Origin of the sequence: Empedobacter sp. R750, assembly GCF_030324345.1 — a bacterium.
Taxonomy (GTDB): domain Bacteria; phylum Bacteroidota; class Bacteroidia; order Flavobacteriales; family Weeksellaceae; genus Empedobacter; species Empedobacter falsenii_C.
The window spans coordinates 1-13,654 of record NZ_JACAGF010000016.1 but is presented as its reverse complement, the minus strand read 5'-3'; the positions used below and the strand labels follow the sequence as shown (position 1 = coordinate 13,654).

Here is a 13,654-nt window from a genome sequence, read left to right as displayed (position 1 = left end):
TTTCTGAATTGATTACTTTTGTTTTTAAGAAATTATATAAAATGATTGACGTTAAAAATGCTTACATCGCCTTTATTAGTTTACAAAAAGTTGGACATAAAGTTCGAGAAGAAGCTAACATTTTTGCCGATAAAACACTAGAATACGATGAATCTAAGGAAGAACAATTGGTTCCTTTCTTATTAAGTCCGTTCAAAAAAACACTCGAAATTAATCGTTTCACGCATTATACAGAAAAATTAGAATTTAATGTTTTGTACAATCAATGCAAGCAAATGTTTGATGAAGAAATAGATTTTATCGATTTTTCGCAAGAAGTTTTAAGTCATTTATACGAGAAATCATTACATCCGCAGATCAAAAGTGGTGAAGTTTTTATTGCCCTTTTCGAAAATATGATGTTCGACGGAATTCCTTGCCGTGGAATTGGAATTTATAAATTAGAGAATAAGAAGAAATTCTTGCGTTTCGACGAATCGCGTGGTTTAGATTACAACATTTGGAAAGGTTATAAGCTAGAAGGAATCGACAAAGCCTGTCTTATTCTTGATGCTTATCGCGACGAAGGTTTCCGCGTCTACTCTATCGATGATAAAAATGTGGAGTCAGAATATTGGAAGAAAAATTTCTTGGAAATTGATTTGATTAAGGATAACAATTACCATACGAAGAAATATATGGAGTTGATTACAGATTTCTCGAATGATTTTCTTTTGGATAAAACAGACAAAAAACAACAAGCAGAATTTATCTCAAATTCGATAAATGTGTTGAATTCGAATGAAGTTGTAACGAATGAAATTTTTGAAGATCAAGTTTTGAAACCTTTCGAAATTATTGATGAATTCAAAGAATATAAGAAAGATTATAGCGAAAATAATCGTGTTGAATTTGTGGAAGCTTTCGAAGTTTCAGTTCCAACTTTGATGAAAGAATCTAAGAAAATTAAAAGTGAAATTAAATTAGATACAAAGATTAACATCAAATTAGATTTGACAAATCCTGATGCAGCTGAAGAATATTTGGAGCGTGGTTTTGACGAAGAAAAGAAAATGTATTATTATAAAGTCTATTTCAATTCTGAACAATAAATTAAAGGCTCCTATTTTGGAGCTTTTTTTTTGATATTAATTCAATTTCAAAATACATTGATGATTCAAAATCTCAAAACCATTTTTCAGCCAAAAACCTTTTGCAAATTGATTTTCAGCTGTAAATTCTAATTCAATATATGCTTGATCGTTCAAGAAATTTATCGCTTCTTTAACCAATTTAGAAGCGATGTTTTGATTGCGATAATTTGCATCAACATACAACGAATCTATTCTTCCTTTTGATTTAATCACAAAATATTTCGGACGAAGATGTTTCGAACAAATAATATATCCCGTCAACTGATTTTCTATTTCGGCTACAAATATTTTTATATTCTGTTGATGTAAAATTCCCTTGAAAAAATCATCAATATCATGTTTGTAGGTCAAATCTATTTGATACAATGCATTAAACTCTTGATGATGTTGTAACAATTTTATCATCATTCTTTTCAGTTCAGGAATATCATTTTCTACGGCAATTCTTATCATATCTAAAAATAAAAAAATCCAGTTAAAAAACTCTAACTGGATTTACTAAAAACTATTGTTTATCTAGTTTTATTTTGTCTTGACCTTGTTGCAATTGATACAACTCTATAATATCCTCAATTGGATAATTAAACCAATCAACTTGTTTTTTGATTTTCGAATTTTGATCTAAATACAAATATGTCGTGAATTTCATCGCTGGAAACTTCATTCCATTATAGGTATAAGGCGAAAATTCTCCGTTTGCAATAATCATCGAATCGTTAGAAAATAATTCATTTACTTTCAATAATTTATTATTTTCATATTGCATCGTTTGATCACTCCAACGAATAATATCATTCAATAAATAACGCGGATCTACCGTAGAACCTCCCGAATATTGTGCTACATTTTCATATACCAAACTATCATTGTAAAAAGACAACATTTTCTTGTAATCTTTTCGAGATGAATAATTTTCGAAAAAACGTTTTCCTAATTCATCATTTTTACTGGCTGAAGAAGAATTACAACTTACTAAAAAAGTAATTGCAATAAGACTTAAAATCCACGTAAATTTTATTTTCATTTGTCTGAAATTCTTGTTAAATAATTTTCACCATTATCATCAGCCATTCCATCTTCATTGAGAATCATAATCTCCGAATTGTCCGACCAACGTAAAAATTGAAAAGGTAATTTTTTCTTTTTTGAATCAATCTCCATCAACGATCCATCATCTTTTTTGAATAATTCTCCGTTATAAGATTGACCTTTGTATTCAGCAGTAAATTTATCATCTGCTAATTTCAAAACAATTTTATCCCCAAAATATTTTCCTTCAAAAACACCCTTATAAACAAGCGTTTCATTTGTAAAAACAGAATTTTTTTCTAAAGACAATACATCTTCATGCGATAAGCTATCTGAACTTTTATCCACTTCTACATTGTCCTTTTTACAAGAAAATAAAAAGAGTTGACTGATAAATAGCAAAAAGAAAATCTTTTTCATCTGAGATGAATTATTTTTTCACGAATTGTTCAACATCTTTTCTCGAAATTGGATCATCACCCAAAATCAATAAACGTTCAACAACATTTCTTAACTCACGAATATTTCCTGACCAATCTAATTCTTTCAAAGCATCATACGCTGAATTATCAAAAGATTTTTGACTTGTTGTATCAGTAATAAAATGTTCAACCAAAGCAGGAATATCATCTTTACGATCATTAAGTGCTGGAACATTAATGATAATTACCGCTAAACGATGGTATAAATCCTCGCGAAAACGACCTTCCTCAATCTCTTTTCGTAAGTCTTTATTTGTTGCAGCAATTACACGAACATTTACATTAATCTCTTTCTCAGAACCAACTGGCGAAACTTTTCCTTCTTGTAGCGCACGCAAAACTTTTGCTTGAGCAGAAAGACTCATATCCCCTATTTCATCTAAAAAAATTGTTCCTCCATTTGCCAATTCAAACTTACCTTGCTTGTCTTTCACAGCTCCGGTAAACGACCCTTTCACGTGACCAAATAATTCACTTTCAATTAATTCCGCTGGAATTGCCGCACAATTCACTTCAACCAAAGGTTTTACATTACGATTACTTTTCTCGTGTAAATGATGAGCAACCAACTCTTTACCTGTTCCATTTGGACCAAGAATCAATACACGAGCGTCTGTAGCAGCCACTTTATCTATAATTTGTTTTACTTCTGCAATTGCAGGAGCATCACCAATCATTTCATATTTTTTAGCAACTTTTTTCTTTAAAGCTTTATTTTCTTTCTTCAATTCTTTATTCGAAGACAGCAACGATTTACGGTCTAAAGCATTACGAACAGTCGTCAATAATTTATTAAGATCTGGTGGTTTTGAAATAAAATCGTACGCACCTTTTTTGATCGCATCTACAGCCAAATCAACATCTCCGTGCCCCGTTATCATCACCATTGTTAAATCAGGATTGTATTCCATCGCTTCCGATAAAACTTCCATCCCATCTTTCAACGGCATTTTTATATCACTTATAATTAAGTCGTATTCTTTTTCTTTTATTTTTTCAAGCCCTATAGCTCCGTTTTCAGCTTCATCCACATTCCATTTTGGATTTTCGTCCATTAAAATGCTTTTCAAAACGTTGCGAATTGCCTGTTCATCTTCGATTAATAAGATATTTGACATCGTTTAGATCGTTTATTTTTGTAAAATTAAAATAGACTCAAAGATAATTGAAATTATTATTTTTGAGTCTACTTTTGATATAGATTTTAATACTTTTTTTAAGATGTTTTCACTTTTCGTGCATTTTCTAAACCTAATTCTTTTATAGAAACTTCTCTCATTTCTATTTTTCGAATTTTCCCTGAGATAGTCATAGGGAATTCTTGTACAAACTTCCAATATTTAGGACGTTTGAAATGAGCAATGGATAAACAATAAGCCTTCAATTCGTCTTCTGTTACACTAATACCATCTTTCACTTTCACCCAAGCCATTACTTCTTCTCCATATTTGATACTTGGAACGCCAATAATTTGAACATCAGAAATTGATTCATGTTCGTACAAAAAATCTTCAATCTCTTTTGGTGAAATATTTTCTCCTCCTCTGATAATAATATCTTTAATTCGTCCAGTAATATTAATATAACCATCAACATCCATAGTCGCTAAATCACCAGTATGCAACCAATTATTTTCGTCAATAACTTGCGCAGTTGCTTCCGGATTGTTCCAATATTTTTGCATGACGGAATAACCTCTTGTACAAAATTCACCAGCAATTCCACGAGGTAAAATATCTCCTGTTTGCGGATCAATAATCTTAATTTCTAAATGATCTTGAACTGTTCCAACCGTCGAAACTTGCTTTTCTAAAGGTGTTCCGATAATAGTTTGTGTAGAAACTGGCGAAGTTTCTGTCATCCCATAACAAATCGAAACTTCTTTCATATTCATTTTAGCTTGCACTTTCTTCATAATTTCAATCGGACAAGGCGAACCAGCCATTACACCAGTTCTCAAAGATGTTAAATCGAAACGATCAAAATTTGGTAATTCTAATTCCGCAATAAACATCGTCGGAACTCCATAAAGTGATGTACACTTTTCCATTTCGACTGCATTTAAAGTCTTTGCAGGATCAAAACTATCCGAAGGAATTACCATACAAGCGCCATGCGAAGTACACGCCATATTACCAATTACCATTCCGAAACAATGATAAAATGGAACAGGAATACAAACACGATCACGATGCGTATAATTTAATCGAACACCAATAAAAAAACCATTGTTCAATAAATTATGATGCGTTAAAGTTACTCCTTTTGGAAAGCCTGTTGTTCCAGATGTATATTGAATATTTACAGCATCATCAAACTGAACAGATTGCTCTATTTGATGCACTTCTGAAGTCGAAATTTCTTCTCCTTTAATCAAAAAATCATCCCAATTTTCTTCAAAAATAATGATATGTTTTAGTAATTTCGCATTCTCTTTTACATTATTCAACATCACTTTATACTCACTTGTTTTGAAGCTTAAAGAAGCAAAAACTGCAGAAATTTCAGCTTGATTTAATACAAATTCGAGTTCATTTTCACGATAAGCAGGATTCAAATTAACCAAAATCATTCCCCCACGGGCCGTTGCATATTGTAACAATGTCCATTCCGCACGATTTGGCGCCCAAATACCTACGCGATCTCCTTTTTGCAAACCAATTGCAATCAATGATTTTGCTATTTGTTCGGTTTGTGAATAAAATTCTGTATACGTCGCTCTATAATTTTGATCTACGCAAACCAAAGCCTCTTGTTGCGGATATTTTGCAACTGTATTTCGTAAATTTTCGCCAATTGTTTCTCCTAAAAGAGGATATTGTGATGCACCACTTGAGTATGATAAGTTAGAAATCATGCGCTTATATTCTATGTTTTTAAAATTACTTTCCAACTCAAACTTAACAACGATTTTCAGGAAAATAAATTTATCAAATACAAGATTTATGATTTCTAAAAGAATCGTATTTTTTTATTAAAATCAAAAATGAATTCAAAAAAATGAAGGTTTATTTTTAACAAATACTTAAAATAACTCCATCAAATTATCCTTAAATTGTAAAAAATTACTGAAAAATGAATACAATAAACCACGACAATTATACTTCTATTTACGATGGAATAGAAGTTGTAGATGCTTTACAGACACGTATTGCTGACATCAAGAAAACATTAATAATTGTAACAGAATTAGATAAATGGGATTATGCATATGCAGAAGGTAAATGGACGATCAAAGAAATGATACAACATTGTATAGATTGCGAACGTATTTTTTCTTATCGTGCGCAACATATTGCGAGAGAAGATTCACAAACATTAAATTTCTTCGATGAAAACGCCTATGTATTGACTTCGAATGCAAATGAAAGAAAGCCTGAAGAATTAATAAAAGAATGGACTAATTTGATGAAAGCAACTTACTTTCAGTTTGAATCTTTTAATGATCAAACTTTAAACAAAATAGGAAAAGTTGGTAATCGAGAGTATTCTGTTGAGAAAATCGGTTATGTAATGGCTGGTCATTCCATCCATCATATGAATGTAATTAATGAACGATATTTATAAAAAAAGTCAGCTTCTAAAAAGCTGACTTTTTTATTTCGGCATCACATTATAAGTTGGATCTTCTTCGATATTTACCTCAATAACGCTTTTTGCATTTTCTAATAATCGAATAGAATCTTTACTCAAATGTCGCAAAATTACAATTTTATCTTGTTGTGCATATTTAGATGTAATAATATTTAAAGCTTCAATTGCACTCATATCAACTATTCTACTCTCTTTCAAGTCTATAATAATTTCTTTTGGATCAGAATTAATTTCAAATTTCTCTAAAAAAGTAGAAGTTGAACCAAAGAAAAGAGGTCCATAAATCTCATATATTTTTCGTCCATTTTCATCCACAGTTTTTCGTGCTCGAATACGTTTTGCATTATCCCAAGCAAAAACCAAAGCTGAAACGATAACACCAACAAAAACAGCCAAAGCAAGATTATGTAACACAATCGTGATAATCGCCACCAAAATACTCACAAACACATCCGATTTTGGCATTTTTGTTATTAATTTAAAAAAGCCCCATTTAAAAGTCGAAATTGCAACCATCATCATTACACCAACAAGTGCTGCCATTGGGATTTTCTCAATCACTGGAGCGCCAATTAGAATAATAATCAAGATTGTTATTGCGCCAATTGCTGGTCCTAATCTCGAGCGAGATCCTGCATCTAAATTAACAAACGTCTGAGCAATCATTGCACAACCTCCCATTCCACCGAAAAATCCATTTGTAATATTTGCAGCACCTTGCGCCAAACATTCTTTATTCGACGAACCTTTCGTTTCAGTCACTTCATCTACCAACGTAAGCGTTAGCAAAGTTTCGATTAATCCAACCGAACCCATAATAATTGAATAAGGCAAAATAATTTTCAAGGTTTCTAACGTAAATGGAACACTCGGAATATGAAAACTTGGCAATTCTCCTTTGATACTCGCAATGTCACCAACAGTCTTTGTATCAACATTAAATCCGATAACCAACAGAAAAGTCACAAGAATTGCGACCAAAGAAGCTGGAATGATTTTCGTTAATTTCGGAAAGAAATAAACTACCAGAACTGTAATTAGCGTCAATCCTGCCATCGTATAAAAAGGTGTACCGCTCAACCAACTCGTTATTCCGTTTGTAGTTGATTTGAATTGTTCAATTTGTGACATAAAAATAACAATCGCCAAACCATTCAGAAAACCATACATCACAGATTGAGGAATTAAACGAACAAATCTTCCTAATTTGAAAACTCCAACCACTATCTGAAAAACTCCTGCTAAAGCAACCGCAGCAAAAATATATTGCTCACCATATGTAGCATTCAAAGCAATTAAAGTAATAACAGTTGCGCCTGCTCCACCTGAAACCATTGCTGGTCTTCCTCCGAAAATAGCTGTAACGATTCCCATGATAAATGCACCATACAAACCTATTAAAGGTGATAAACCAGCTAAAATTGCAAACGAAAGCGATTCAGGAATCATTGTCATAGCAACAGTTAAGCCAGCTAATATTTCGTTTTTATAATTTATTTTTTGATTGAATTTTAAATATTCAGCAATCGACATGAGAAGTTTTTATTTGATGCAAAAGTAACAATTACTACGCATCTAAAATTAGTAAAAAGCTAGATAAAATATCCAATTACATACTAATGATTAAAGTGATTCAACAAATCAAAATAAGCAATAATTAAATCAACTTTACAAATGTTAAATATTTCATAATAAATATTTAACAATTAGGATATATAGCAAATGTATTTTTGAGGAAATTAATTTCTCATGAAACATCTTTTAAAACTCTCCTTATTCATTTTAGGTCCATTTGTTTTGGCTCAAAGTGGCGTTATTTCAGGAAAAGTTGTAGATTCTAACGATCAATTTTCGTTACCTGGAGCTACAATTCGCATCGAAAATTCGAATAAATATACTGTATCTGATCAAAATGGTAATTATCAATTTCTAAATCTTACACCTGGTGTTTATACCATTTATATTGATTATTTAGGATACGAAACCATTTCCAAGCAAATAGAAGTTACCGAAAATAAAACGGCTGTTATTGATTTTTCTTTAAATGCAGGTTACAACGAACTGAATGAAGTTGTTGTAGTTGGAGATTATTTAAAAGGGCAAGCAAAAGCATTGAATCAACAAAAAAATAACGGAAATATCACCAATATTATTTCTTCGGATCAAGTTGGTCGTTTCCCTGATTCTAACATTGGTGATGCGTTGAAACGTGTGACTGGAGTAACGATGCAAAATGATCAAGGAGAAGCCAGAAATATTATCATTAGAGGTCTTTCACCTGAGTTAAATTCGGTTATGTTGAATGGAGATCGTATTCCGTCTGCCGAAGGTGATAACCGAAATGTACAAATGGATTTGATTCCTGCAGAGATGATTTCGTCTATCGAGGTGAACAAAACTTTGACGCCAGATATGGATGCAGACGCAATTGGTGGATCTGTAAATTTGATTACGCGAGCTGTTCCAAACAAAGAGCGCATTTCGGTAACGGCTTCTGGTGGGGTTATGCGCCTATTCGCGAAAAAGGATTGTATAATTCGGCTTTTTTATATGGAAATAGATTCTTTGACAAGAAATTGGGTGTGGTAGTTTCTGGAAGTTATCAAGTTCAAAATTTTGCTTCGGATAATATCGAAGCTGTTTGGGATAAAGATGAAAATAAATCCTATTTATCACAATTTCAGATTCGTAAATATGACATTCAACGTGTAAGAAGGAGTGCTTCATTTTCTGCAGATTATCAGTTTAATGAAAACAATAGAATTGATCTTTCTGCTATTTACAATTGGCGTGACGACCGAGAAAACCGTTATAGAGTAACTTATCGCGATTTAGAATTTGATGAAAAAACAGGAACTTACAAAGGAAATATTCGTCGTGAAACAAAAGGTGGAATTGATAATAACCGCAATAAAAATGCGCGTTTAGAAGATCAACGCGTTTACAATGTTTCGTTGCGAGGAGAGCATTTATTATCACCAAAAATCGATATGGATTGGGCGGTTTCTTACTCAAAAGCGAGCGAAGATAGACCAAATGAGCGCTACATTGATTATCGCGTAAAAGGTGTTACATTTAATGAAGATTTATCTGATGCAAAATATCCGAATGTAACGACAACTTCTGCAGAAGATTTAACAAAATTCAAAGTTGGTTCGTTATCAGAACAACACGATTATACAGATGAAACAGAGTTCGGTGCAAAGCTTAATTTCAGAGTTCCGTTAAGTGTTATCTCAAATCAAAAAGGTCGTTTACGTTTTGGTGGTCGCCTTCGTTTGAAAGACAAAGAGCGCGAAAATATTTTCTATTCGTACGAGAGCATAGATGGAATGGGAAATTTGAGTACTCAAGATCCTGTAAATTGGTCAAGCAATCGTTTCAATGCTGGTAAAAAATATCAAGCAGGATATTTTTATTCAAATCACCAATTGGGAAATTTAGATTTAAACAATACAAATCTATTCGAATCTAACTTAGAACCTTCTGAATATCTTGCTTCTAACTACAAAGCGAAAGAATATATTTCGGCAGGATATGTTCGCTGGGATCAAGATTTATCATCTAAAACATCTTTGATTGTAGGTGTTCGTATCGAAAATACTTCTATAGATTATACTGGGAATTATGTGCAAGATGAGGAAGATTTGATTGGAGAAATCAAACACAAAAACGATTATACAAACGTTTTACCAAGTCTTTCTTTGAAACATAAATTTACAAATGATTTTATTTTGAGAGCGGCTTTCACAACAAGTATTGCACGACCGAATTATTACAGTTTAGCACCTTTTGTAAGTGTTTTGAAAGAAGATACAGAGCTTTTTGCAGGTAATCCAAATCTGAAAGCGACCTACGCCATGAATTATGATTTGATGGCTGAAAATTATTTCGAGAATATCGGAATTGTTTCGGGAGGATTCTTTTACAAAAAGTTAAACGATTTTATCTATACGTACAAAAACAATACATTTACAACAAATGATTTCCAAACGCTTTTCCCTGACATAGCAAACCCAGTTCCTGCTGGAGAAAACTGGAAAATGACGCAAGCAAGAAATGGAGATCACGTGAATGTTTTTGGATTTGAAGTAGCTTTTCAACGTCAATTAGATTTTATTCCAGGTGAGTTTTTTAAACATTTAGGAATTTATCTTAATTATACATACACCGATTCGAAAGCGAAAGGAATTACCAATGAAGATGGTGATTTGAGAGAAGATCTTGATTTACCAAAAACAGCTCCGCATATGTTTAATGGTTCGTTGGCATTTGAGAACAAAAAGTTTTCTGCACGTGTTTCCGTTAATTATACAGCCGCTTATTTAGACGAAATTGGAGGAAATGCTTTCGAGGATAGTTACTATGACAAACAATTATTTTTGGATGCAAATGCGTCATATAAATTCTCGAATCAATTGCGAATTTTTGCAGAAGCAAACAATTTAACGAATCAACCTTTACGTTACTACCAAGGAGTTTCGAGTCAAACAATGCAACTCGAATACTATCAACCACGTTTTACTTTAGGTCTAAAATTTGATTTCTAAACAATTATGAAAAAAATATTCATCACATTATCACTCTTCACAATTTTATTTTCTTGTGAATCCTCTAAACTGGCTCCAGTTCCTACAAATGCAGTAAAACCAACTGTTACAACGGAACAAACGCCAAATGATACTGATGATCCTGCGATTTGGATCAATTATCAGAATCCTGAAAAATCATTAATTATTGGAACAGATAAACAAGAAGAAACGGGCGGTTTATACGCCTATGATTTGAATGGTAAAATCGTAAACCAAATCGTTCCACTTAATCGTCCAAATAATGTGGATGTTATGTACGGTTTTCCTCTTAATGGAAAAAAGGTTGACATTGCGGTGCTTACAGAACGGGCAAACAATAAAATTAGAATAGTTTCTCTTCCTGATTTTAAATTGATTGATGATGGCGGTATCGAAGTTTTCAAAGACGAAACATTACGCGACCCAATGGGAATTGCTTTATACAAAAGCAAAGACAATAAATTTTACGCAATCGTTGGTCGTAAAGATGGTACAAACGGAGAATATCTACATCAATATGCATTAGAAAACAATAACGGAAAAATAGAAGCGACTCTAGTGCGTAAGTTTGGAAATTATTCGGGTAAAAAAGAGATTGAAGCCATTGCAGTTGACGAAGAGTTAGGCTTTATTTATTATGCTGACGAAACAGCTGGAATTAGAAAATATTATGCTGATCCAGAAAAAGGTAATGAGGAAATTGCATTTTTTGGACAAAAAGATTTTAAACGCGACCACGAAGGAATTGCGATTTATAAAACCAACGCAACAGATGGTTACATCTTGATTTCGGATCAACAAGCGAATTATTTTAATGTGTACAAACGACAAGGCGAACCTTCAAATCCTAATGAACATAAATTAATTGCTAAAATCCCAGTTTCTACTATCGAATGTGACGGAGCTGATGCGATAAACTTCAATTTTGGAACTAAATTTCCTAAAGGTTTCTTTGTTGCCATGAGCAACGGAAAAACATTTCAAATTTATGATTGGCAAATCATTCAAAACGAAATTGATAAACAAACAAAATAATTAGACATTTAAACATAAAAAATCCGAGTTATTGACTCGGATTTTTGTTAGCACTAATTATTTATGAAATCCATGCCATTACTTCTAACACTTTAATCCATTTTCCATTTATCTTTTTCAAGAAAATGTAATTACCATGACCATTTGAGAAACCAGAGGTTTTACTATAATAGAGTAAAGCTTGGGTTTTACTCTTATTAAAGCCTATTCGAGAAAACTCTATAATTCCAATTGCATTCTTATATTTCTTATAAAAATCTTCCCAAGCAGTATGACTTTTAAAAAGAGCAGTAATTTCTTCATTATCAATAAATGTTACATTTAATTTTTTATCAAATTTATTCTCAAAGATAAATTTTTTATTATTTTGGTTTTTAAAGTCATTAAAAGTCTCTAATTCAAGATCTTTAAAATTAGTTTTAAGATACTTATATCTAAACTCTTTTTGTTTTTCAGATGTTAAAACATAAGTTTCTTTTTGTAATACTATTTTCTTCTTACTTTTTTCTATTTTTTCAGAGAGTATTTGTGAAAAAATAGAAAATTCTTCATTTGTTTGACTAAAGATAAATATTGGAAGTAACAAAAGTAAAAACATATTTAATCGTCTCATTTTTATATGATTTAGAGTGTAATTACTAAAAAATTTTATATCATTCAGAAAGCCATTCAATAGCTGTGCTAACAACTTTGTCATTTTTGGTATTTGACAAATCAGAAATTAATTGTAGTAATTAAAATTGTTTGATTTAGAGTTTAATTGATTTAAATATTTCTTAATAACTAATTTAAAGAAAAAACCACTATAACCTTTATTACAAAACCACAATCCCACAAATTCCCTCCTACTTTCCTTCGTGTTTTCTTAGACCGTTCTTCGACGAGAATACTGTTAAAAAAGCTAAATACTGATATTTGTAAAAATCATGTTGTACAACAGATTGCCTATGTTAGCTGTAGTATTTAATTTTTAAATTTTATAGTTCGAATTGCTTTTATAAGTTCATTTTGCTCTTCTATATTTAAATTTTCTCCAGAAAGTCTTAGTTTTTTGTTCATATTATAGTTATTTTGAGATATACTATCAAAATATACACCTGTAATGCCTTTTCCAAATATTATTGGATATTTAATTTTACATTTTAGTCCATCTATTGTGTCCCATATAATGTTTGTCGTTCTATAAATATCATTATCAACTTTCTGAAAATCTTTAACCATAACAAACCCTTCTTTTTCATAATTTTCTTTCATTTCGACGCTAGTAGATTCCCATAATACACTATCCATTATAATTGGCATTTTATCTTCTAAATTATTAGAATAATATCCCATATCAAATGTAATGGTATCATTGTTTTTTGTAACTAGCCCTCCTACATAACTATCTATACCTTGAAGCTCTATTTTTTTCCATTCGTTGGGGGTTTGTATTGAAAAACTTTTAAAATTCAAGATTTTATAGTTATTAGATTGTTGTTTAGAATCACAACTTAAAACGATTAGTAAGAATAAAATTGCTTTTTTCATTTTCGGGGGAAATATTACAGTTAACGTTTCGGGGCTTGGCGAAGTGGTGGAAATTGAAGCGAGAAGTTCAATTTAGCGACACGTTAAGCAAAAGCCAATTCATTGAATAAATTTAAGAAAAAAAAGTCAATGTAATTGGATTTTTGCGACATAGAAAGACGAAACTTTCAATTAGCACTTAAGCCGCCATTTCACCAATACGATGTGCTTGTTGCACAACACTAAATATAGCAATTTTTCATATCTTGTAGTATGCAAGGACGAAAAGAATTTATTCCTC

11 protein-coding genes and 1 pseudogene are annotated in these 13,654 nt (G+C 31.6%); 4 read left to right on the top strand and 8 right to left on the bottom strand.

The genetic code is table 11. The features are described from left to right. The first annotated feature begins 41 nt into the window (after window positions 1-41). Window positions 42-1,091, top strand: a complete 1,050-nt coding sequence (locus HXZ74_RS14080; protein ID WP_038330727.1) for a nucleoid-associated protein — start codon at window positions 42-44, stop codon at window positions 1,089-1,091. A gap of 36 nt (window positions 1,092-1,127) precedes the next feature. Here the strand turns inward: HXZ74_RS14080 and HXZ74_RS14075 are convergent, their stop codons facing one another. From HXZ74_RS14075 to HXZ74_RS14055, 5 genes are all read right to left on the bottom strand, one after another. Then, window positions 1,128-1,586, bottom strand: a complete 459-nt coding sequence (locus HXZ74_RS14075) for a GNAT family N-acetyltransferase (protein ID WP_038330524.1) — start codon at window positions 1,584-1,586, stop codon at window positions 1,128-1,130. A 52-nt stretch (window positions 1,587-1,638) separates the two neighbouring features. Beyond that, complete coding sequence (locus HXZ74_RS14070) at window positions 1,639-2,157, bottom strand: hypothetical protein (protein WP_038330521.1); 519 nt, start codon at window positions 2,155-2,157, stop codon at window positions 1,639-1,641. Then, window positions 2,154-2,582 carry a hypothetical protein gene (locus tag HXZ74_RS14065; protein ID WP_038330520.1) on the bottom strand — a complete coding sequence of 143 codons (429 nt, stop codon included), beginning with the start codon at window positions 2,580-2,582 and terminating at the stop codon, window positions 2,154-2,156. The genes HXZ74_RS14070 and HXZ74_RS14065 overlap by 4 nt, the downstream gene beginning before the upstream one ends. Window positions 2,583-2,592: 10 nt before the next feature. Beyond that, window positions 2,593-3,762, bottom strand: coding sequence for a sigma-54-dependent transcriptional regulator (locus tag HXZ74_RS14060; protein WP_125349474.1), 1,170 nt, complete (start codon window positions 3,760-3,762; stop codon window positions 2,593-2,595). A 98-nt stretch (window positions 3,763-3,860) separates the two neighbouring features. Continuing rightward, window positions 3,861-5,501, bottom strand: a complete 1,641-nt coding sequence (locus HXZ74_RS14055; protein ID WP_280050943.1) for an AMP-binding protein — start codon at window positions 5,499-5,501, stop codon at window positions 3,861-3,863. Window positions 5,502-5,719: 218 nt separating this feature from the next. On the opposite strand from HXZ74_RS14055, the gene HXZ74_RS14050 reads away from it, so the two are divergent. Further along, window positions 5,720-6,211 (top strand): DinB family protein, encoded by a 492-nt coding sequence (locus tag HXZ74_RS14050; protein WP_084106811.1) that lies wholly within the window; start codon window positions 5,720-5,722, stop codon window positions 6,209-6,211. A 30-nt stretch (window positions 6,212-6,241) separates the two neighbouring features. Here the strand turns inward: HXZ74_RS14050 and HXZ74_RS14045 are convergent, their stop codons facing one another. Next, the gene (locus tag HXZ74_RS14045) at window positions 6,242-7,771 is read right to left on the bottom strand and encodes a SulP family inorganic anion transporter (protein ID WP_280061533.1); all 1,530 of its coding nucleotides are present in this window, start codon (window positions 7,769-7,771) and stop codon (window positions 6,242-6,244) included. A 216-nt stretch (window positions 7,772-7,987) separates the two neighbouring features. Here HXZ74_RS14045 and HXZ74_RS14040 point away from each other — a divergent pair. Together HXZ74_RS14040 and HXZ74_RS14035 are read left to right on the top strand one after the other, a co-directional pair. After that, window positions 7,988-10,788 (top strand): annotated as a pseudogene (locus tag HXZ74_RS14040) (TonB-dependent receptor). A 6-nt stretch (window positions 10,789-10,794) separates the two neighbouring features. Continuing rightward, on the top strand, window positions 10,795-11,844 hold the full coding sequence (locus HXZ74_RS14035; RefSeq protein WP_286475930.1) for a phytase: 1,050 nt from the start codon (window positions 10,795-10,797) through the stop codon (window positions 11,842-11,844). 61 nt (window positions 11,845-11,905) lie between these two features. Here HXZ74_RS14035 and HXZ74_RS14030 read toward each other — a convergent pair whose 3' ends face one another. After that, window positions 11,906-12,541 carry a hypothetical protein gene (locus HXZ74_RS14030; RefSeq protein ID WP_286475928.1) on the bottom strand — a complete coding sequence of 212 codons (636 nt, stop codon included), beginning with the start codon at window positions 12,539-12,541 and terminating at the stop codon, window positions 11,906-11,908. 266 nt (window positions 12,542-12,807) lie between these two features. Beyond that, entirely contained in the window at window positions 12,808-13,374 is a 567-nt protein-coding gene (locus HXZ74_RS14025) for a hypothetical protein (protein WP_038330508.1), read from the bottom strand. Window positions 13,375-13,654: the final 280 nt, after the last annotated feature.